This is a genomic window from Salipiger sp. H15 (assembly GCF_040409955.1).
Taxonomy (GTDB): domain Bacteria; phylum Pseudomonadota; class Alphaproteobacteria; order Rhodobacterales; family Rhodobacteraceae; genus Salipiger.
In genome coordinates, this window is the sequence record NZ_CP123388.1 from 34,720 (window position 1) to 54,797 (window position 20,078).

At 70.2% G+C, this 20,078-nt stretch carries 16 protein-coding genes; 10 read left to right on the forward strand and 6 right to left on the reverse strand.

Annotated elements, in window-relative coordinates; all coding sequences use genetic code 11:
- The first annotated feature begins 7 nt into the window (after positions 1-7).
- The 3 genes from PVT71_RS26300 (at position 8) to PVT71_RS26310 (ending at position 2,359) form a co-directional block, all read left to right on the forward strand.
- Positions 8-451, forward strand: coding sequence for a host attachment protein (locus tag PVT71_RS26300; protein ID WP_353476428.1), 444 nt, complete (start codon positions 8-10; stop codon positions 449-451).
- A gap of 157 nt (positions 452-608) precedes the next feature.
- Positions 609-1,361: a response regulator transcription factor gene (locus PVT71_RS26305; RefSeq protein ID WP_353476429.1), complete on the forward strand. Its 753-nt coding sequence runs from the start codon at positions 609-611 to the stop codon at positions 1,359-1,361.
- 164 nt (positions 1,362-1,525) lie between these two features.
- Entirely contained in the window at positions 1,526-2,359 is an 834-nt protein-coding gene (locus tag PVT71_RS26310) for a universal stress protein (RefSeq protein WP_353476430.1), read from the forward strand.
- On the opposite strand, the gene PVT71_RS26315 is transcribed toward PVT71_RS26310, so the two are convergent.
- Together PVT71_RS26315 and PVT71_RS26320 are read right to left on the reverse strand one after the other, a co-directional pair.
- The gene (locus PVT71_RS26315; RefSeq protein ID WP_353476431.1) at positions 2,351-2,764 is read right to left on the reverse strand and encodes a hypothetical protein; all 414 of its coding nucleotides are present in this window, start codon (positions 2,762-2,764) and stop codon (positions 2,351-2,353) included. The genes PVT71_RS26310 and PVT71_RS26315 overlap by 9 nt on opposite strands.
- Positions 2,761-3,099 (reverse strand): hypothetical protein, encoded by a 339-nt coding sequence (locus tag PVT71_RS26320; RefSeq protein WP_353476432.1) that lies wholly within the window; start codon positions 3,097-3,099, stop codon positions 2,761-2,763. Before PVT71_RS26320 ends, PVT71_RS26315 begins: the two co-directional genes overlap by 4 nt.
- A gap of 214 nt (positions 3,100-3,313) precedes the next feature.
- Between PVT71_RS26320 and PVT71_RS26325 the strand changes: the two genes are divergently transcribed.
- Complete coding sequence (locus tag PVT71_RS26325; RefSeq protein WP_353476433.1) at positions 3,314-3,718, forward strand: Hsp20/alpha crystallin family protein; 405 nt, start codon at positions 3,314-3,316, stop codon at positions 3,716-3,718.
- Positions 3,715-6,105 (forward strand): endopeptidase La, encoded by a 2,391-nt coding sequence (gene lon, locus PVT71_RS26330; protein WP_353476434.1) that lies wholly within the window; start codon positions 3,715-3,717, stop codon positions 6,103-6,105. The genes PVT71_RS26325 and lon overlap by 4 nt, the downstream gene beginning before the upstream one ends.
- Positions 6,106-6,123: 18 nt before the next feature.
- On the opposite strand, the gene PVT71_RS26335 is transcribed toward lon, so the two are convergent.
- Positions 6,124-6,549 (reverse strand): DUF2267 domain-containing protein, encoded by a 426-nt coding sequence (locus PVT71_RS26335; RefSeq protein WP_353476435.1) that lies wholly within the window; start codon positions 6,547-6,549, stop codon positions 6,124-6,126.
- Between the two features lie 290 nt (positions 6,550-6,839).
- On the opposite strand from PVT71_RS26335, the gene PVT71_RS26340 reads away from it, so the two are divergent.
- The 4 genes from PVT71_RS26340 to PVT71_RS26355 all read left to right on the forward strand — a co-directional run bounded on the left by PVT71_RS26340 (position 6,840) and on the right by PVT71_RS26355 (position 11,436).
- Positions 6,840-7,370 carry an Hsp20/alpha crystallin family protein gene (locus PVT71_RS26340; RefSeq protein WP_353476436.1) on the forward strand — a complete coding sequence of 177 codons (531 nt, stop codon included), beginning with the start codon at positions 6,840-6,842 and terminating at the stop codon, positions 7,368-7,370.
- A gap of 154 nt (positions 7,371-7,524) precedes the next feature.
- On the forward strand, positions 7,525-8,421 hold the full coding sequence (locus tag PVT71_RS26345) for a Crp/Fnr family transcriptional regulator (protein WP_353476437.1): 897 nt from the start codon (positions 7,525-7,527) through the stop codon (positions 8,419-8,421).
- A gap of 128 nt (positions 8,422-8,549) precedes the next feature.
- Positions 8,550-10,358 (forward strand): alpha/beta fold hydrolase, encoded by a 1,809-nt coding sequence (locus tag PVT71_RS26350; RefSeq protein ID WP_353476438.1) that lies wholly within the window; start codon positions 8,550-8,552, stop codon positions 10,356-10,358.
- Positions 10,342-11,436 (forward strand): hypothetical protein, encoded by a 1,095-nt coding sequence (locus tag PVT71_RS26355; protein ID WP_353476439.1) that lies wholly within the window; start codon positions 10,342-10,344, stop codon positions 11,434-11,436. The genes PVT71_RS26350 and PVT71_RS26355 overlap by 17 nt, the downstream gene beginning before the upstream one ends.
- Positions 11,437-11,459: 23 nt before the next feature.
- Here the strand turns inward: PVT71_RS26355 and PVT71_RS26360 are convergent, their stop codons facing one another.
- The 3 genes from PVT71_RS26360 to PVT71_RS26370 form a co-directional block, all read right to left on the reverse strand.
- Complete coding sequence (locus PVT71_RS26360) at positions 11,460-14,117, reverse strand: erythromycin esterase family protein (protein WP_353476440.1); 2,658 nt, start codon at positions 14,115-14,117, stop codon at positions 11,460-11,462.
- 135 nt (positions 14,118-14,252) lie between these two features.
- Positions 14,253-17,156, reverse strand: a complete 2,904-nt coding sequence (locus tag PVT71_RS26365; protein ID WP_353476441.1) for a GAF domain-containing protein — start codon at positions 17,154-17,156, stop codon at positions 14,253-14,255.
- A gap of 794 nt (positions 17,157-17,950) precedes the next feature.
- On the reverse strand, positions 17,951-18,862 hold the full coding sequence (locus PVT71_RS26370) for a MurR/RpiR family transcriptional regulator (protein ID WP_353476442.1): 912 nt from the start codon (positions 18,860-18,862) through the stop codon (positions 17,951-17,953).
- A gap of 128 nt (positions 18,863-18,990) precedes the next feature.
- Between PVT71_RS26370 and PVT71_RS26375 the strand changes: the two genes are divergently transcribed.
- Entirely contained in the window at positions 18,991-20,019 is a 1,029-nt protein-coding gene (locus PVT71_RS26375; protein WP_353476443.1) for an ABC transporter substrate-binding protein, read from the forward strand.
- Positions 20,020-20,078 lie beyond the last annotated feature (59 nt).

Sequence of the window (20,078 nt, forward strand, 5' to 3'; positions counted from 1 at the left end):
GGAACAGATGAGATCCCCGAAGCTCTGGTACATCGTCATGAACGGGCACGAGGCCCGGGTGCTGCACGATCTTCTCGACGCGGGCCATCCCGAGCACAGCGAGACCGCGATTCACGGGCCCGCGCACGAGACGTGGAGGGACCGGCCGACGCGCAGCTACGCCTCGGCAAGGACCGGGCGGCGCTCGAACGTGGAGCCGGCGAGCGACGCGGGTCTCGAGGACAGCCGCGAATTTCTCCGCGAGGTATTCGAGCAGCTCGAACACCATCGCCAGCTTGGCGCCTTCGACGGGCTCGTGCTGATCGGCAGCCCCGACATCGTCGGCCTGTGGCGCGAGATGGTCCCCAAGTCCCTGCAGGGCACCGTGCGTCGCGAGATCGTCCGTAACCTGCTGAGCACGCCCCCCGCGCACCTGGCGGATGCGCTCCGCGACACGCTGGACCTCGACTAAACCGCGGAGTGGGAAACCCGGAGACAATTCCTTAAGATTGAGCTATCATCCTTCTATACTCTCAAGAGTTGTTAAACCACCCGACCACGAGCAAATTAGAATATTATTCCCGGCGCAATTCTCTGTTAATATATTCCCGCGTCAGGGAGTGGCATATATGGGAACCGTCACAATTCTCGTTGTCGACGATGAACTCGGCGTGCGGAAAGTCCTGCGCGCCGCCTTCGAATCCGAGAATTGGGATGTGCTCGAGGCGCGGGACCGCGCGTCGCTCTTCGACGCGCTCTCGTCGCACCGCGTCGATCTGATCACCCTCGACCTGATGCTCGGCAACGAGGATGGGCTTGAACTGGCGCATCAGCTGCGCGGCAGGCGGAACATTCCCATCCTGATGATTTCCGGGAAGGCGACCGCCGCGGACCGCATCCGGGGGCTCGAATTCGGCGCGGATGACTACATCGTCAAGCCGTTTCACATCAAGGAGGTCATCCTGCGGGTCAAGCGGACCCTCGAGCTTTACCGGCGCGAGATCTCGGCGCAGGTCAACATCCTCTTCGACCATGCGATTTTCCAGGTACGGCGGGGCGTCCTGACCAGCATCGACGGCACCCCGGTGGACCTGACCGACCTCGAGCGGAAGCTCCTCGCGCTTTTCGTCCAGCATCCCGGCCGGATCCTGAGCCGGGACGAGATCTCGCAGACCCTGCACGGCCGGAACTGGTCGCCGGAGGATCGCACGATCGACGGTCACGTGGCGCGGCTCCGCCGCAAGATCGAAACGTCCGAGCCGGAACCGGCAAGGCTGATCAGGTCGGTGCGCGGGGTCGGCTACGTCTTCACCGGCGACGTGCGCATCGCGCGGGGCGAGGCCGGGTTGCCCGGGCAGCACCCGGATGACGACCGTCAATGACGCCGGCCGCGCGGCGGGATTGAATGAGGGCCGGCCCTCCCGCGCAATTTCACCGGAGGCTGCAATGGAAGGATCCCGCGATCACAGATTTCCGCGCATGGCGGAATTAAGTCCGCCCGTTCCGAATGGAATTGCCGGACACACCATTCAAAGGCGACATGGAAATGACGATAAAGACCATTTCTCTGATCCTCTTCGACGCCGAAGAGGCCGAATGGGCGCTGCCGCAGGCGTCGCAGCTGGCCTCCGGCTTCGACGCGCACCTGAGCGTGATGCACCCCTACAATCCGATGATCTTCACCGATGGCATCGGCGCCGAGCCGCTGATCTACGCGAGCCTGCAGGAATGGGAGGAGGAGGAGTCCGGGAGGATCAGGACGATCTTCGACCGGGAAGTGAAGGCCACGGGCATTCTCGCCGAATACCGGCCGCAGTCCACGCTCTACGGCGCCGAGGAATTCCTGCTCTCGGGCTCGCGCGGTGCGGATCTCGTGCTCATCGGGACCAACGGCGCGCTCGACCGCTCGCCCGACGACCGGAACCTGATGGAGCGGGTCGTGCGGAACCTCGGCCGCCCGGTCCTCGTGCTGACCCCGAAGGCGGCGCTGACCGGCCCCATCGCGCGGCTGACGATCGGCTGGAGCGACACGCGCGAGGCGACGCGGGCGGCGCATGACGCGCTGAGCCTTGCCAAGGACGGAGCCGAGGTCGAGCTGGTCACGATCGTGTCGCGGGCGCAGCGCGCCGTGCCCGGCATCGACGGCAAGGCGGATTTCGCCACCTCGCTCGACCGCCTCGGCTACCGCGTGATGGTGACCGAGCGCAGCGCCACCGTCGAGCAGCGGTCCGAGATGCTGATTTCCTCCGCGCAGGAATTTGGCGCCGAGCTGCTGGTGACCGGCGCCTTCGGCCATTCGCAGCTTTATGACTTCGTGATCGGCGCGGTCACCCGTGACCTTCTGGACTTCGCGCCGCTGCCGGTGCTCCTGTCAAAGTGACCGGCCGCTCCCGCCGTCCCTGCGGGATGGCGGGAGCATCACCGCGACCGCGACAAGCCCCGCCGCCAGCACACCGAGCCCGAGCCGCAGCCCGGTGCGACCCCCGACGCGCGGCAGCACCAGCGCGGCCAGCGGCAGGGCGGCCTGCGCAGCGGGCAACGGCGGCGGCCTCCGGTCCCGGCGGGCGCGCAGGATCGCCAGTATCGCCAGCCCCGTAACCAGCAGGGCCGCGCAGAGGGCAAGGAGCGCCCAGCCCAGCCCAAGGGCGGGGCGCAGCAGCGCGACGAGGCCGAGAACGAGGCAGACCCACGCCGTCAGCAACAGGACGCAGAGCACCGCGAGCAATGCCGCGTCGCGCGCCCCCGACGCCATCGCAACGGCGATGCGCTCGCGGAAAAGGCTCATTCGCGGCGGTGCAGGAGCAGCCCCAGCACGAGGCCGAAGCCGATCACCCCGAGCAGCCCGCCGAGGTAGCCTGCCGGATGGTCCCGGACGCTGCGCTCGACGCGCTTCTCGAGCCGCGACAGGCGGATCTCGATCTCCCGCAGGACGCGCCGCCCCTCGGTGAGCATCTGGTCCGAGGTCATCCCGAGTTTCATCCCGGCATCACCGACCCGGGCCTCGCCGAAGTCCCGCAGCCGCGCGCCGAGCAGATGCGCGGCCTCGCGCAATTCGCGCAGTTCGACCGCCTCGTCCCCCTGCCGGGTGTCGGGGTCCCTTGTTCGAACATCGTCAGGCATCGTGTCGCTCCTTTCGTGGCGGACGGGAGGGCCAGCGCGGCATCCCCCCATCTGTCGTCACAGTGACGCGAAGGCCGCGCGCGGGCATTGACTGCCGACAACACGGGCGCCGCCCTGCCCTCCCGTAGACATTCCGACCCGCGGAATTGCGCGCCGACAATGCCCCCGCCCGCGAAAGGGCGCAGAACGCCCGAAGCGGGTCGGAGGAGTCCAGATGATCTCGCAGGCGATACAGAACCGCATGCTCGCGGACGCGCTGCACCGGCTGGGGCGGCTCGACCAGTTGCGGCAGGTGGCGTTCGGGCTCGGCCAGCCGATGACCTGGGAGCCGCCGCTCGATCTCATCGAGACCGCGACCGAACTCGTGGCTTACGTGGTGCTGCCCGGCGTCGACCCCGCCTCGGTCGAGATCGAGGTCGCGGGCGGAACCCTGACGCTGCGCGGGCTCCGGGCCCGGCCGAGCGAGCTCGGGGCTGCCTCGATCCTGCGGCTGGAACTGCCCTGGGGCCGCTTCGAGCGCCGGGTGGTGATCCCCGACATGCCCTACCGGGTCACGCGCGAAACCGCCCCGGGCTGCCTCGTCGTCCGGCTCGCAAAGCTGCCGGAGGAGCGATCATGACCGACAAGACCGCGCCGAGCCCCGACAAGGCGGACACCGGCTTCGCGATCCCCGAGGACGCGCTGATCCTTCTGCCGGTGCGCAATTTCGTGGGCTTTCCCGGAACCGTCTTCCCGCTTTCGATCGGCCGGCTCACCTCGGTCGCCGGGGTCGAGCGCGCGGTGCGGGACGATCTGCCGATCGGCGTCATCCTGCAGCGCACGCCGGAGGAGGACACGCCCGACGCGGCGGGGCTCCACGCCATGGGATGCGCCGCCGAGATCCTGCGCTACATCACCACCTCAGAGGAAGGGCGGCACCTGATCTGCCGCGGCGCCGGAAGGTTCCGGCTGGTCGAGCTGCTTCCCGACGCCCCCTTCCTCGTCGGCCGGGTCGAGCCCGTCGAGGACGTCCACGACACCCGCCCCGAGACCGAGGCCCGCTTCCTGCACCTGCGCGATCTGGCCGTGCAGCTGCTGCACATGCTGCCCGAGGCGCCCGAGGGGCTGGCCGACTCCGTCGCCCAGATCGACGATCCGGGCTATCTTGCCGATCTCGCCGCGGGCTACACCGACATGTCCACCGAGGAGCGGCAGGAGCTGCTCGAGACCGTGGACATCGCCGCCCGGATCGAGACGATGACCCGCAAGCTGAGCCGCCGGGTCGAGGTGCTGCGCATCACCCGCGAGATCAGCGCGCAGGCCCGCGAAGAGCTGGAGGGGCGCCACCGCGAGGTGATCCTGCGCGAACAGCTTGCCGCGATCCGCCGCGAGCTGGGCGAGACCGGCACGAACGGCGGCGAGGACCTCGCCGAGCTCTCGCGCGCCATCATCGCCGCAGGCATGCCCGAGGAGACCGAGAAGCAGGCGCTGGCCGAGCTTGGCCGCTACGAGAGCATGGGTCAGGGCAGCGCCGAGGCCGCGATGCTGCGCGGCTGGCTCGACTGGATGATCGGCCTGCCGTGGCGGCTTCCCGAGGAGGCCGGCATCGACCTTGCCACGGCGCGGCGCATCCTCGACGCCGATCACTACGGGCTCGAGAAGATCAAGGCGCGGATCATAGAATACCTCGCGGTGCGCCGCCTCGCCCCGGCGGGCAAGGCGCCGATCCTGTGTTTCGTCGGCCCGCCGGGCGTGGGCAAGACCTCTCTTGGCCAGAGCATCGCGCGGGCGCTGCGGCGTCCCTTCGCGCGGCTCAGCCTCGGCGGCGTCCATGACGAGGCCGAAATCCGGGGCCACCGCCGCACTTATGTCGGCGCGATGCCCGGCATGGTGATCCAGCAGATCCGCCGCGCCGGGGCGCGCAACTGCGTGATGATGCTCGACGAGATCGACAAGATGGGCCACGGGATCGGCGGCGATCCCTCGGCCGCGCTGCTCGAGGTGCTGGACCCGGCGCAGAACTCGACCTTCCACGACAATTACCTCGGCACCGATTTCGACCTGTCGCATGTCGTGTTCCTCTGCACCGCCAACACGCTCGAGACCGTGCTCGCGCCGCTGCGCGACCGGATGGAGATCATCGCCCTGCCCGGCTATCTCGAGGAGGAGAAGCTCGAGATAGCCCGGCGCTACCTCGTCCCCGCGCAGCTTGCCGCGACCGGGCTTACCGCCGAACAGGTGCGGATCGAGGACGCGGCGCTGCATTCGGTGATCCGCGGCTACACGCGCGAGGCGGGCGTGCGCGGGCTCGAGCGGCAGATCGGCGCGCTGCTGCGCCACGTGGCGGTGGGCTTCGCCGAAGGCAGCACCGACGCGCGCACCATCCTTGCGGGCGACCTGCCGGGCATGCTGGGCGCGCCGCGTTTCGAGAACGAGACCGCCCTGCGCACCGGCCTGCCGGGGGTGGCCACCGGCCTTGCCTGGACCCCGGTCGGCGGCGACATCCTCTTCATAGAGGCCAGCCGGGTGCCGGGAAAGGGGCGCCTGATCCTCACCGGGCAGCTTGGCGAGGTGATGCGGGAAAGCGCGCAGGCCGGGGTGACGCTGGTCAAGGCCCGCGCCCGCAGCCTTGGCATCGACCCCGAGCTCTTCGAGACCTCCGACATCCATGTTCACGTCCCCGCCGGCGCGACCCCCAAGGACGGGCCGAGCGCCGGCACGGCGATCTTTGCCGCGCTCGCCTCGCTGCTGCTCGACCGCAGGCTGCGCAGCGACACGGCGATGACCGGCGAGATCTCGCTGCGCGGGCTGGTTCTGCCGGTGGGCGGCATCCGCGAGAAGGTGGTCGCGGCGGCCGCGGCGGGGATCACGCGGGTGCTGCTGCCCGAGCGGAACCGGTCCGACCTCGAGGACATCCCCGAGGCCGCGCGCCGCCAGCTGGAATTCGTCTGGCTGAAGACCGTCGACGACGTGCTGGCCCATGCGCTGGAGCCGGAGGCGGGCGCAGGGGCGGAGTCGGCGGCCTGAGCGTGGCGGCCCCGCCGCTCATTGCCACAGGGCGTGCAGCGGCCCGCGCATGGCGTTGCTCACGTGGTCGATCTCGCCCATCGAGACCTTTCGGCGCAAGAGGTCGAAGACCGCCGCCACGGCGCGTTCCGGATTCTCGAGCGGATCGCGGCTGAAGGCACCCCCGACGCGCGCGAGGAAATCCGCCTTGCTGCGCGGATGGACGGGGGTCTTCGACGGGGTCCAGTTGGCGTAGTAGATGCCGCGGATGATCAGCGGCAGCTGCGCCCCGAGCGCGGCGGCCTCCTCGACCCCGAGGTAGTCGCGCAGCGCGTGCAGGGTTTCGGTCAGGAGCAGGTAGGCCCGCCCTTTCTCGCGCCACTGGAGATCGTCGCAGAGCAGGTTCAGCCACTCGGCGACCACCTGCGGCGCCGTGTCTATGGCGGTGTGCCCCGTGCCCTTCATCGCGGCTCTCCTTCCGGTCCGGCCCCGTGACCAGCATGTCCGGCCCGGGCGGCGGCGCATTGACCAAGGTCAAGTCTGCCCCGCCGCCGGGGCTGCAATGCCCGCGCAGTGGTTGACCATCATCAATGCGCGCCGGGCCGAAAAGGCCGACTCTGCAGACAGTTCGCGGCTCAGCCGTCGCTGAGTCCATCCCGGCCCCCCAGCCGGGCCCGCGAACACCGCCGCCGACCGGCCTGTCCCCGTTCCTCAGCGCCCGTCGGCGGCCCCCCGCATCTGCATTGGAGGCCACCATGTCCACGAAAACCGACGTCCCCGTTTCCCGGGAGGCCAGGCCGCCGCGCGGGCCGCAGCCGGGCTCGTCGCTCGGCCACTGGGCCGGGTTTGGCAGCCTGCGCGACGAGATGGAGCGGCTCTTCGATGCCTTCGAGCCGCGGCAGTGGTTCGACAAGGTCCCGGGGCGCCCGCCGATGATGACCTCGGAATTCGTGCTCAGCCCCGCCCTGGACCTTGCCGAGACCGACAGCGGCTACCTGATCACCGCCGAGTTGCCGGGCCTCGACGCCGACCAGGTCGCGGTCAGCATCGGCAACGGCAGCCTGACCATCAGCGGCGAGAAATCCGCCGAGGAGAAGACCGCCGAGGGCACCTACCACCTACGCGAACGCCGCTGGGGCAGCTTCCAGCGCAGCATCCGCCTGCCGCAGGACGTGGACCGCGACAAGGTCGAGGCGGAATTCGCCAACGGCGTGCTGAAGGTGACCCTGCCGAAATCCGCCGAGGCCCTGGCGTCGACGCGGAAAATCGACGTGAAGTCCGCCTGATAGCGGAATTCTCCGGCGGCCCCGCGCGGGGCCCCGGGGGGTGGGCCCGGACGCCGGGCCGCTCTGCACAATTCTACTCAATTCTCGGGGTTACTTCACATTCCAACCCCTGAAATCATCTCCCTCGCCACGTCTATCCGAGGGGGGGACCCACATGATGCACCATCAGTCAGACACGGGTCGCTGTCGCCATTGCGCCGCCAGACGGTCCGGTTTCTGCAGTCTCCTCGACCCGCACTCGGTCGAGGAACTCGCAAGCCGAAGCACGCTCGCGGAATATCCGCGGGAAACCGAAATCGTCCTGCAGGGCGAACCGCTCGACAAGGTCGGGATCATCGCGAGCGGCATGGTCAAGCTGGGCACCGTGACCGAGGGCGGCGACGAGCACCTGCTGCAGATCACCCGCAGCGGTCAGCTGATCTCGGTCCCCGAGAACACCCGGAGCCGCTATTCCTGGGTGACGGTGACCGACACCAAGGTGTGCTGGATGCCGCGCAGCACCTGGGACCAGTTCCTGCAGGAGCAACCGCACCATTTCCGCTGCTACATGGTGATGATGCGCTACCAGCTCGAGCAGATGCAGCTTTCGGTGATGAACATGCGCGGGCGCAGCACGCTGCAGCGCCTGGCCTTCTGGATCCTCGACGAGCTCGCCGCCTCCGAGACCGGCGAGACCGGCACGCTGCACATCCGCCTGAGCCGCCGCGACCTGGCCTCGCTGCTCGACATGACCGTCGAGACGCTCTGCCGGTCCCTGCACAAGCTGCACGACAAGCGCGCCATCGAGCTGCTCTCGCCCGACCACCTGAACGTCCTTGACCCGATGAAGCTCCGGCTCGTGGCCCGGTCCCACGAGGAGGGGTTCGAGGCGCCTCTCGCCCAGCCGCAGGCCGTTCCCTCCGCGAGGGACTGGACCAACTGGAGCGCCGCCACCCCCTCCGCCGCGCGCGATCCGCGCGGGCTGGCCCTGCAGATGCGGGAGGCGCGCGCCGAGGGTGACCTGCCGGCCCCGAAGCCGCACCCGCGGCCGCCGGGCAAGCCGCAAGGCTAGCGCCGCAGGCGTGCAATACCCGTCCACGGGCCGCGACCGGGGCTGTACCTGCGCCGCGCTTCGCTCCAAGATGGCCGTGATCATCGGCCCCGGCGGTCCGTGCCGCCCCACGCACGAAAGCAGCGATCATGCCCGATCCCGTCCCGCACCCCGCCATCGCACCGTCGCCGCGAGAGGTCGCGCCGCCGCCCCTGCCCACCTGCGCCCCGCCCGAAACCCCGGACGTCTGGCAGCATGACGGCTTCCATGCCAGCCTCGACCGGGCGCTGTCCTCGGCGCGGGCACGCCTCACCATGGGCGTCTCGCCCTACGCGGCGGCCTCGGCCTGGCAGGCCTGGGCCGCGAACCTGCTCAAGGCGCCGGGGCGCCAGACCGATCTTGCGGAACGGTACTGGCACAACCAGTGGCAGGCGTTCAGCGGCATATGGGACAGGGGTCGCGGCTTCGTGCCCGCGAAGGATGACCACCGCTTCGACGGCGACGGCTGGAGCAACCCGCTCGCCCGCTTCTGGATGCAGAGCTTCCTTGCGGCCGAGGACTGGTGGGAGACGAGCACGGGTCCGCAACGCGGCATGAACCCCCGCGAGAGCGCGCGCGTCGCCTTCATGGCGCGGCAGGCGCTCGATGCGATGTCACCCTCGAACGTGCCCTGGCTCAATCCCGACGTGCTCAACCGGCTGGTCGAAACCGGCGGCCGCTGCCTCCTCGACGGGGCGAGCCTGCTTGCAGAGGACTGGCTGCGCGACGGCGTGCTGCACTCAGAACAGCCCGAGACCTTCGTTCCGGGCCACGAGGTCGCCTGCACCCCGGGCACGGTGATCTTCCGCAACCACCTCTTCGAGCTGATCCAGTACGCGCCCGCCACCGGCACCGTGCAGGCCGAGCCGATCCTCATCGTGCCCGCCTGGATCATGAAATACTACATCCTCGACCTCAGCCCGGAGAACTCGCTGATCCGCCACCTCGTGGCGCAGGGGTTCACCGTGTTCTGCATCTCCTGGCTCAACCCGGGAGCGGAGGAGCGCGACCTCTCGCTCGACGAGTACCGCCGCGACGGGGTGCTCGCCGCGCTGGACGCCATCGCGCGGGTCTGCCCGCAGAGCAGCGTCCACGCCTGCGGCTACTGCCTCGGCGGGACCATCCTCGCGATCACCGCCGCCACGATGGCCCGCGACGGCGACGAACGGCTTGCCTCGATCACCCTGCTCGCCGCGCAGACCGATTTCTCGGAGGCGGGCGAGCTGATGCTCTTCGTGGACGAGACGCAGATCGCCTATCTCGAGGATCTCATGTGGGCGCAGGGCTACCTCGACCAGCGGCAGATGGCCGGCACCTTCCGCGTGCTGCGCGACCGCGACCTGATCTGGTCGCGCCTTGTGCGGCGCTACCTGATGGGTGAGGAGGAGCAGGAATTCGACATCGGCGCCTGGAGCAAGGATGCCACGCGCATGCCCTACCGGATGCATTCCGAGTACCTGCGCGGCCTCTTCCTCGAGAACCGGCTGACCGCGGGCCGTTTCGCCGTCGAGGGCCGGGTCATCGCGCTGAAGGACATCTCGGCGCCGCTCTTCGTGCTTGCCACCGAGAAGGACCACATCGCGCCCTGGCGCTCGGTCTACAAGACCGCGCTCTTCACCGATGGCGACATGACCTTCGCGCTTGTCAGCGGCGGCCACAACGGCGGGATCCTGAGCCCGCCGGGCGAGGCGCGGCGCCGCTTCCGGCTCGGCCAACGGCCCGAGGGCGCGCCCTACGTCGGGCCGGACGACTGGCATGCCCGCCACGCGCAGCACGAGGGGTCGTGGTGGCCGCACTGGGTCGACTGGCTGTGCGCGAAGGGCTCTGATCGGCAGGTTCCGCCGCCGCCGACGGGCGTGCCCGGCACCGAGCTCGCGCCGCTCTGCCCGGCGCCGGGCCTCTATGTCCTCCAGCGCTGAGGACAGCACCGCCGCGCTGCGGCCGGGCGCCGACCAGCCGCTGTACCAGCCCTTCGGGATCCGCGTGGCGAAGAGCGCCCGGGGGCCCGTCGCGGTGACCGAGGAGGTGCTGCACGTCACCCCCTTCCACGCGCTCCGGCAGTTCGGGCTTGCCGGCCATCCGGGCGCGCCGCGCGTCCTGCTGGTGCCGCCGCTGTCCGGCCACCTGCCGGTGATCCTGCGCGACCTGGTGCTGGGCCTGCTCGGCGCGGGCATGGGCGTGACGGTGATCGACTGGGCCAACCTGCGCCATGTCGAGATCGGGCACGGCACCTTCGGCTTCGACGACAACATCGGCACCATCGTCGACGCGGTGCTGCACGTCGGCCCGGGCACGCATCTGGTCGCGCTCTGCCAGGGCGGCGTGCCCGCGCTCGCGGCGAGCGCCGATCTTGCCGCGCATCTGCCGGGCTCAGAGCCCGCCAGCCTTGTCCTTCTCGCCGCCCCGGTCGACCCGCTCGCCAATCCCACGCCGCTCGTCCAGCTGCTGCGCGAGCGGCCCGCGTCCTGGTATCGCAGCGTGCCGCTCTCCCGCGTGCCGGAGGCCCATGCCGGCCACCGCCGGTGGGTCTACGCCGCCGAGACCCAGCTCGCGGCGCTGACGCGCTACCTCGAAAGGGAGCTCGAGGCCGGGACCGAACTTGCCCGCAAGATGCGCGAGGACGACGGCGCGGATCCCTTGCGTTTCCCGTTCCGCGACCTTTACGGCGCGGTGATGGATCTCGACGCCCGGATCTTTGCCGAGAACATCGACCACGTCTTCCTGTCGCGGGACATCGCCGTGGGAACGCTCGAGTTCCGCGGCCGCCGCATCGACCCCGCCGCGCTCCGCCATACCCGGCTGATCACCGTCGAGGGCGCCGAGGACGAGATCGCCGCGCCGGGGCAGACCAGCGCCGCCCACGCGCTCTGCACCGGGCTTGCGCGGCGCGAGGAGCACACGCTGGTCATCCCCGGCTGCGGGCATTTCGGCCTGTTCCATGGCAGGCTCTGCCGCGAGAGCCTCTGCCCGACCCTCGCCGCGCTGATGCACACCTGAAAAGCGCTCCGCCTAGAGGCCGACTAGAGGCCGAAGGGATAGGTCTCCTCCTCTCCGGCGATCACCCGCGTCGGGACCGGCGTCACCGCCCGCGTCTCGTCGAACCAGACGAAGGCGTCGTACTGGTCCGGCAGCGTGGCGTGGGAATAATGGCTCCAGCGCTCGGTCTCGGGGCGGTAGATGACGCCGATGTAGCGCTCGAGCCGGGGATCGCGCAGGGCGCGCCGCAGCGCCGGGTCCATGTCGCGCCCCATGTCGAGCAGGAAGCGCGGCTCGCCGACGCCGTGGAACAGCGCCTCGTAGCTGTCGGGCCGCGACGGGCGCACCGCCTTCACCTCCATTGGCGCATCCCATTCGGAGGCCGCCGCCACGGTGCCGCCATGCGTGCCAAAGCCGATCAGCACCGCCTGCCGGCCAAATTCCTCGCGGCAGAGCTGGCCGATGTTCAGCTCGCCGCGCGCGCTGCCCATGTCGGTGAACCGGGCGTCGCCGATATGCGAGTTGTGCGCCCAGACCACGGCCCTGGACTCGGGGCCCGCGCGGTCGAGCACGCGCCTCAGCGTCTCGAACATGTGGCTGTCGCGCAGGTTCCAGGATTCATGCGAGCCGTAGTACATCACGCGGTAATAGCGCTCGGCATTGGCCACCAGTCGGGCATTCTGCACCGCGTCGAAGAAGTCGTCCCCGTCGCGCGCGGCGTAGTGCAGCTCGCTTTGCAGCAGGTCGAGCAGCGTGCGCATCACCGGCGCCTCGCAGAGCGCGTAGCCCCGGCTCAGCGAGGCGCGCCCGTAGGCCGAGAGCTCCTGCGACCAGGGGTCGATGCAGGCATAGCGCTTGCGGGCCTCCTTCGCCGCGGCCGGATCGACGCGGTCGAGATATTCCAGAACCGCCGCGATCGAGGCGGTCATGCTGTAGAGATCGAGCCCGGTGAAGCGCACCTGCTCGTCGGGTTCCACCTTGGCATTGTGGTCCCGCAGGCTGGCGACGAATTCGTCGAACTCGCGGTTGCGCCACATCCAGGCCGGGAAGCGCGTGAAGGGCACGCGCCGCGAGGAAGCGCCGGGCTTGCCGCGGATATGCCGGTCGATCGCCGCCGCATCCGGCCAGTCCGCCTCGGCCGCGACGAGGGTGAAGCCGTGCCTCTCGATCAGGCGCCGGGTGATGGCGGCGCGGGCGCGGTAGAATTCCGAGCTGCCGTGCGAGGCTTCGCCCAGCAGGACGACCCGCGCCGAGCCGTAGTCGTCGAAGGCCGCGCCGAAGGAGGGATCCTCGGGCTCGGGCAGCGGGTTCACCGCGGCGCGCAGGGCGGCGACGATCTCGTCCGGGCCGCGCAGATGCTCCTCCGGGCGCGGATGCACCGCCTCGGGCGAGAGCTGCAGGTAATGCTCGAACCAGGTGCAGGCCATGTCCGTCGCCGCCTCGAGCGTGCCCGGCTCCTCGAAGAGATGGCTCGCGCCCGGCACGATCTTCAGCAGCTTCTCGCAGGTGAGCGCATAGAGCGCCTGCCGGTTCAGCGTCAGCACATGCCCATCGTTGCCGCCGACGATCAGCAGCGTCGGTGCGGTCACCCTTCCGAGGTGGGCCCCGGCAAGGTCGGGCCTGCCCCCGCGCGAGACGACGGCGCCGATGCGCGGGCCAAGCTCGCCCGCCGCGACCAGCGCCGCCGCGGCCCCCGTGCTGGCCCCGAAAAGGCCGACCGGCAGCTCCGCGACATCGGGCTCGCCGCCGACGTAGGCGACGGCCTCGACCACCCGCTCGGCGAGGAGGGGGATGTCGAAGACGTTGCGCCGGTCCTGCGCCTCGTGCGGCGTCAGCAGATCGAAGAGCAGCGTCGCGAAGCCGCGCGCGTTCAGCACCTCGGCCACCGCGCGGTTGCGCGGGCTGAGCCGGCTCGAGCCGCTGCCATGGGCGAAGATCACCAGCCCGCGCGGATCGGCGGGGACCGCGAGCTCTCCGGCAAGCGACAGGGGCGGCACCGACACGCTGCGGCGCGAGAGCGCGGCCCTCGGTTCCGGCGCGGCCTCTTCCGCCCAGGCCTGCCGCAAGAGGCCAAGGGTCTCCTCGTCGCTGAGCTGGTGGAAGTCGTCGTAGAACCCGCCCACGCCGTAGAACCTCGACGCCGGGATCAGGCAGACCACGCGGTCGGCCAGCCCGGCGAACTCCTCCGCCACCCGGGCCGGCGCGACGGGGACCGCGACGCAGATGCTGCTCGCCCCCTGCCGCCGCATCGCGATGATCGCCGCCTTCATCGTGGCGCCGGTGGCGAGCCCGTCATCGACGATCACCGCGGTCCGCCCCTTGGGGGACACCTGCCTGCGGTCGCCGAGGTAGCGGGTCCGGCGGCGTTCCAGCTCCTGCAGCTCGCGTGCCCGGGCCCTTTCGAGGTAGGAGGTGTCGCCGCCGGAGCTGCGCAGCACGTCCTCGTTGATCACCGTCTGCGGCGTCTCGCCGTCGACGATGGCCCCGAGGGCAACCTCGGGCGCGCCCGGCGCGCCGATCTTGCGCACGAAGATCAGGTCGAGCGGCGCCCGCAATGCCCGCGCCACCTCGAGCGCGACCGGGACACCGCCGCGCGGCAGTGCGTAGACGACCGGCTGGTCCAGCCCCATCGACGCAAGGCGGGACGCAAGGCGGCGCCCGGCCTCCCTGCGATCCGCAAAGCGCTCCGATCCCTCAGCCATTCCGTGACCCTCCCCGCCAGACGGACACCCCCGGGGTGAAGGCCATTGAAGGATGGATCCGCGCCGAGAGCCGGGGACAGTCTTGCACGAAACGCGCCCGGCCATCTTGACCGCGGTCATTGTGACGGGGGCTGGTCAGCCGCCGGGGCGCGCCAGCAGGCTGCCGAGGGCCTGCGCGAGATCCTGCAACCGGTAGGGCTTGGTCAGCACCGGCACCCCTGCCGAGGGATCCTCCGCGCTCGCCGGGCTGGTCTCGGAGCTGTAGCCGGTGGTCAGCAGCACCTCGATGCCCGGGAAATCGGACAGGATCCTGCGCGCGAGATCACGGCCGCTCAGCTCGCCGGGCATCACGACATCGCTGAACACCAGCCGGATGTCCTCATGCGTCCGCAGGATCGCGAGCGCCTCCTCGGCGTCCACGGCTTCGAGAACCCGGTAGCCGAGCGCCTGCACGCGGCCCCTGGTCGCATCCCGCACGGCCTTCTGGTCCTCGACGACGAGGATGAGCGGCTCGGTGTCGCTGGCCCGCCGCTTCGGCAGGATCGCGTGGCCGGGCGCGCCGGCGTCGCGCCTGATGCCGGACCGCGGGAAATAGAGCCGGAAGGTCGTGCCCCGCCCCGGCGCGCTGTCGAAGTCGAGGAATCCGCCGGACTGGTGCATCATGCTGTTCACGCTGAAGAGGCCGAGGCCCACCCCGGTCCCGTGCCGCTTGGTCGAGAAGAACGGCTCCAGCGCCTGCCGTCGAACCTCCTCGGTCATGCCCGTGCCCTCGTCGGAGACGGAGAGGCAGACGTAATCCCCCGGCTTCGCCTGCGCGATCCCGAGCGCCGCGATTGCCGCAGCGGGGGCGTTCGAGGTGGCCAGCCGTATCTCGCCACCGTCGGGCATCGCGTCGCGCGCGTTGACGACGAGGTTGAGGATGAGGCTGTCGACATGGGCCGGGTCGACGAAACAGGGCCAGAGATCCTCGGCGAGATCCAGCACCAGCGTGAAGCGCTCGCCGATCGAGCGATCGAGGAACCCGGCCGTCTCCCTGACGAGGTTGTTCATCGAATCCTCCTCGGGGCGCATCGGGACCTGGCCCGCCCAGGTGACGAGCCGCTGGTTCAGCCGCTCGCCGAGCTGCGCCGCCTTCAGCGCCTTGTCGAGATACTCGATCCTCTCCTCGGCCGAGGTGCGTATCTCGGAAAGCTCGATATTGCCGATGATGACCGTCAGCAGGTTGTTGAAATCATGCGCGATCGCCCCCGCAAGACGGCCCGCCGCCTCGAGCCGCTGCGAATGCGCGAGCGCCTCGACGGCCTGGCGGTGGGCGGTCGTGTCGCTGGCCGCGCCGAACCACTCGACGATCCCGCCACCCTCGTCCAGCAGGGGGATGGCGCGCGAGAAGGTCCAGCCGAGCGTCCCGTCGGGTCGCAGGACGCGGTGCTCGAGCTGGAAGGCGCTCTTGCTCTCGATGGCCCGCCGGATCGCCTCCATGACCTCGGCCCGGTCTTCCGGCGGAACGTAGGTGGCAAGCCAGTCCGTCGTCGGCTCGGAGGTGTCGTGGACGATCCCCCGCCCGTCCAGCTGCCACATGATCCGCCAGTCCGGGCTCATCCGGTAGACCACTTCCGAGGTCGCGGTGACGAGGGCCCGCAACCGCTCCTCGCTCTCGCGCATCACCTTCACCGAGCGGGCCCGCACCACCGCCGACCAGGTGCGCTCGGCCACCTCCTCGATGAGGCTGACCTCGTGCGGCGTCCAGGGAAACTCCCGCGCCCGGGCGACGCCCAGGACGGCCACGAGCCTGTCGTCCTTGACCATGGGCACGGCCACGGAGGCGAGCGCGTCGCATGCGGCATCGCCGGGCTCCGCCCCGCACCCGGCATCGCCGCCGATGACAACCGTCCGCCCGGCCTCGAGCGCCGCGCGGCTCTGCCCGTGCAGGTCCGGGATCGGCAGGGCGCCGGAAGCGCAGACAGGCCCGGCCCGGCGGAATTCGCGCGAAACCACGTAATCCTCGCCATCCACTTCCGCGTAGGTGACCAGGTCGGCGCCAAGCTCCTGCGTCAGCAGCTCGCACCCGGCGCTCATCACCGCCGTCGGATCGCCGAGAGGGCGCAGCCGGTCATAGCAGCGCAGCAGGAATTCCTTGCGGGCCTCGCTCTCGCGCAGGGCATCCTCGTCGCGCTTGCGCCGCGTCACGTCGCGGATCACCGCCATCAGGTTGCGCCCCGACCCGTCCTCGATGCGCGCCACGAACATCTCCAGCACCATGCCCTGCGGCACCGATCCGCGCTCGAACCGGACCGCCTTGCCGGTGTCGAGCACATGGTCGTAATCGTCGTACCAGTCCTCGACCTCGTCGGGAAAGTTGTCGCGGATCGACTGCCCGCTCAGATCGGGAATGCCGAACATCGCCTGCATCGCGGGGTTCATCGTGATGTAGCGGTAGTCGCGCAGCCCGTCCGGGCGGAGCGGCAGCCGCTCGAAGACGCAGACCGCCTCGTCCATCGCGTCGACCAGCGTGCGGTAGCGCGTCTGGCCGGCGCTCAGGCTGGCTTCGGCGCGGGCGTGCTCCACCGCCGACCAGATCCGGTCCGCGACCTCCTTGAGCATGGCAGTCTCGGCGTGGCTCCAGTCGCGCGGCGCCCGATCCGCGATGCAGAGCGCGGCGACCAGCCGTCCTGACTTGAGGAGGGGCGTTGCCATCCACGACAGGAGATCCGGCTCAAGGGTCGGCGGATGCTGCCGCCCCTCGGACCGCGGGAAGCCACGTCTGCCCGAAACGACCTGCGCCTCGGCGCCGCGAAGGGTCTCCGGCAACCAGTCGAAATCGGCCAGCGCCTCGTCGCCTGCCGGGGAGGCCCCGCCGACACGCACGGCAGGGCGCGTCTCGTCGATCTCGAGGTACCAGGCGCGCGCGACCCCGAGGTGCTCTGCCAGCATGCGGCAGGCGGCGGCCTCGATCCCGGCAGGGTCCGAGATCGGCCGGATCGCGTCGGAAAGGCGCAGCAGGAAGCCGAGCCGATCCTCTCTGCCGTTGCCGTCACCCATGCCGCCGTTCCATCGCTGCCCGAAGGGTCGAGGTTCCGGCCCCAAGGTAATCGCCGCCCGCGTGACTGCCAAACGAAATGGCCGCCGGGAAGCGGTTTTCGGAATGCCGAGAGACGACCCGGGGATTGACGGCGGACAATGCCGCGGCGGCGGGTTCGTGCGACGCTATTCTCATCGTTGAGCGGCGCAGGCCCCGGTGACGTGCATGTCCTTGCCCCCGGACAAGGCCCTGCACGGGCGATCGGGGAGGCGCAGGCTCATCGGTCGGGGCTGCCACCCCACCGGAGGGTCGTTCGGGAGAGACCTCGAAGCCCGAAGGGTCCGTGGCAGCCTTCGCTCCGCCCGGGTTCAGCATCCTTCAGGGCGGAGCCAAGCGACAGCCGGCGTGCGGTGCCGCCATGCAGGCGCTCGGCGCATGCGTTCGGCAATTGGCGGGAGACACGCCGACTGTCGCACCGCCCCTCGGTATCGGGCCCCGGATTTGCCCTCGCACGCGCAGCCGCGCCATTGACCGCCGTCAATGGCGGCGGCGCGTTGTGCGTTACCCTGGCCCCATCGGACCATCCCTCCGCCGGCAACGGGGCAGGCAGTGAGCCTCTGCACGTGAGTGGGGCCCTCGCCCGGCGTCGAGATGATGGCCCGGTCCACGCAGCGCCCTGCGTGGTGACGGGGAGACCGGTCGCGGCCGCGCGATGCCAAAGTCGCGGAGGTCGTACCGGCGCTGCGCCGCGGCTCTTCCACAGGGAGGGGAAGGCCGCGGCGCATCCCTCTTCCGCGTGCCCCGGCAGGGCATCTCAGTCGCGGTGCGGCCAGCTCTTCGGCCCGGCGGTCATCCAGGGATAGGCCGCCTCGGCAAAGCGGCGCCCGGCCTCGGTGGCGTCGGGGCGGCGCTTGGCCACGGCCGCCGTCAGCCCCTCGAGCAGTCCGAGGATCGCCGTCGAGGAGGGCAGCAGGCCACCCGCCGCGGGCGGCACGAAAAGGCTCGTGCGTGCGATGGCGGCCAGCGGCGAGGCGAGCGTGTCGGTGATCGCGAGCACCGGGATCCCCGCCTCGGCAGCGTAGTTCGCGATGCGCAGCGTGTCGGTGTAGTAGTGCGGGAACGCGATGGCGATCACCAGGTCGTCCGGCCCGAAGTCGAAAATCTCGCGGATCGCGCCGATCGAGCCGCCGCCGTTGGTCGCGGTCGAGGCGCGGCAGCCGATCATCGACAGGTCGATGGCGAAGATGCCCGCGAGGTGGGCGGCGAGGTCGAAGCCCGCCACGTGAATCCGCCGCGCCGATGTAACCATTGTTACAGCAGCCTCGAGATCCTCCTGTGTCAGCGCCGCCGAGGTGCGCCGCAGGCTCTCGGCATCCGTGGCCAGCGACGTCCGCATCGCGCCGAGCGGCCCCTCCTGCTCGAGCAGCTCCTGCTCGAAGCGGTCATAGGGCTCGAAGAGCAGCTCGAAGCCGCGGATCAGCTCGGCCTTGAACTCGGCGTAACCCTCGAAACCGAGCGTCGTGGCGAAGCGGTTGGCGGTCGCAACGGACACGCCCACAAGGGCCACGGCGTCATGAATGCTCAGCCGGGCCACCTTCAGCGGCGCGGCTCGGACGAGGTCGGCGAACTGCCGCTGCGCCGAGGTCAGCTCGGGGTAGGCCTCGTGGATCCGCCGCGCGACGGAGGTCTGGGCCGGAAGCCCGTACTGTGCCTGCTGTCTGCTCATTTTGGCGGCATCCTTCGCGCGCTCGTCGATCTTCCGTGTAACATATAGCACATTTCCCTTGGCGCACTGTAATTTTTATCGCACCCAGCAGAGCAGATGTAACCTCAGTTACGGGAATCCCGTCGACCATGACACCTTTTTCCGAAGTCTCCCGCCGTTCCTTCCTTGCCGGTGGTTCGGCGCTGCTCGGCGCGAGCGCCCTGCCCCGGCTCGGCGCCGCGCAGGATCTCGTGCCGCTGACCACGGCGCTCGGCTGGATCCCGAATGCCGAGTACGCCGGCCTCTGGGTCGCGCTGGAAAACGGCTACTTCGCCGATGAGGGCATAGAGGGCATCTACACCCCCGGCGGGCCGAACGCGCCCGGCGTGCTGGTGCAGCTCGCCGCCGACCAGTGCAACTTCGCCGGCGGCGACTGGATTCCCTTCCTCGAGGCGCGCGCCCGCGGCAACGACTTCATCGTGCTCGGCTGCAACTATCCCACCAGCCCCTCGGCGATCATGTCGATGGCGGGCAACCCGGTGCTGACCCCCGAGGACATCATCGGCAAGCGCATCCTGTCGCAGATGCCCGCCGACGCCAACACGCTGAACTTCGTGCTCTCCAAGGCCGGGCTCGAGCAGGACCAGTTCGAGCTGGTGCCGACCGGCTTCTCGCCCGAGCCGCTGCTCGCGGGGGATGGCGATGCCTACATGGCCTATGCCACCAACCAGCCGATCACCTTCGAGAACATGGGCCTGACCGAGGGCAAGGATTTCCACGTCACGCTCTTCAGCGACCTCGGCTACACCGTGCCGGGCGCGCCGCTGGTCGCCCGCCGCGCCTTCGTCGAGGAAAACCGCGATCTCGTCGTGCGCTACCTGCGCGCGCTGACCCGCGGCTGGGTCGAGAACGGCAAGGACCCGGCGCAGGGCGCGAAACTGGCGGTAGAGAAATACGGCGCCGATTTCGGCCTCGACCTTGCCCAGCAGACCCGCCAGAGCGAGCTTGGCCAGCCGCTGGTCACCGCGCCGGACGGGCCCGGCCCGTTCTGGTTCGACGTCGCGCTGGTGGAGAGCTCGGTCGCGCCGGTCGCCGCCGCCTCGGGCATCGAGGCCCCCGTGCTGGCCTCCGAGCTCGTCGACCTCGGCCCGCTCGAAGAGGCGCTCGCCTCGCTCTGACGGCCCTCCCCCCGACGCAGCAAGGCCATGGGCGCCCCCGCTCCCATGGCCGTTCCGCC

Excerpts from the sequence above, each read along its gene's own strand:
- PVT71_RS26300 (WP_353476428.1), top strand. The coding sequence starts at position 8 with ATGAGATCCCCGAAGCTCTGGTACATCGTCATGAACGGGCACGAGGCC.
- PVT71_RS26305 (WP_353476429.1), top strand. The coding sequence starts at position 609 with ATGGGAACCGTCACAATTCTCGTTGTCGACGATGAACTCGGCGTGCGG.
- PVT71_RS26310 (WP_353476430.1), top strand. The coding sequence starts at position 1,526 with ATGACGATAAAGACCATTTCTCTGATCCTCTTCGACGCCGAAGAGGCC.
- PVT71_RS26315 (WP_353476431.1), bottom strand. The coding sequence starts at position 2,764 with ATGAGCCTTTTCCGCGAGCGCATCGCCGTTGCGATGGCGTCGGGGGCG.
- PVT71_RS26320 (WP_353476432.1), bottom strand. The coding sequence starts at position 3,099 with ATGCCTGACGATGTTCGAACAAGGGACCCCGACACCCGGCAGGGGGAC.
- PVT71_RS26325 (WP_353476433.1), top strand. The coding sequence starts at position 3,314 with ATGATCTCGCAGGCGATACAGAACCGCATGCTCGCGGACGCGCTGCAC.
- lon (WP_353476434.1), top strand. The coding sequence starts at position 3,715 with ATGACCGACAAGACCGCGCCGAGCCCCGACAAGGCGGACACCGGCTTC.
- PVT71_RS26335 (WP_353476435.1), bottom strand. The coding sequence starts at position 6,549 with ATGAAGGGCACGGGGCACACCGCCATAGACACGGCGCCGCAGGTGGTC.
- PVT71_RS26340 (WP_353476436.1), top strand. The coding sequence starts at position 6,840 with ATGTCCACGAAAACCGACGTCCCCGTTTCCCGGGAGGCCAGGCCGCCG.
- PVT71_RS26345 (WP_353476437.1), top strand. The coding sequence starts at position 7,525 with ATGATGCACCATCAGTCAGACACGGGTCGCTGTCGCCATTGCGCCGCC.
- PVT71_RS26350 (WP_353476438.1), top strand. The coding sequence starts at position 8,550 with ATGCCCGATCCCGTCCCGCACCCCGCCATCGCACCGTCGCCGCGAGAG.
- PVT71_RS26355 (WP_353476439.1), top strand. The coding sequence starts at position 10,342 with ATGTCCTCCAGCGCTGAGGACAGCACCGCCGCGCTGCGGCCGGGCGCC.
- PVT71_RS26360 (WP_353476440.1), bottom strand. The coding sequence starts at position 14,117 with ATGGCTGAGGGATCGGAGCGCTTTGCGGATCGCAGGGAGGCCGGGCGC.
- PVT71_RS26365 (WP_353476441.1), bottom strand. The coding sequence starts at position 17,156 with ATGGGTGACGGCAACGGCAGAGAGGATCGGCTCGGCTTCCTGCTGCGC.
- PVT71_RS26370 (WP_353476442.1), bottom strand. The coding sequence starts at position 18,862 with ATGAGCAGACAGCAGGCACAGTACGGGCTTCCGGCCCAGACCTCCGTC.
- PVT71_RS26375 (WP_353476443.1), top strand. The coding sequence starts at position 18,991 with ATGACACCTTTTTCCGAAGTCTCCCGCCGTTCCTTCCTTGCCGGTGGT.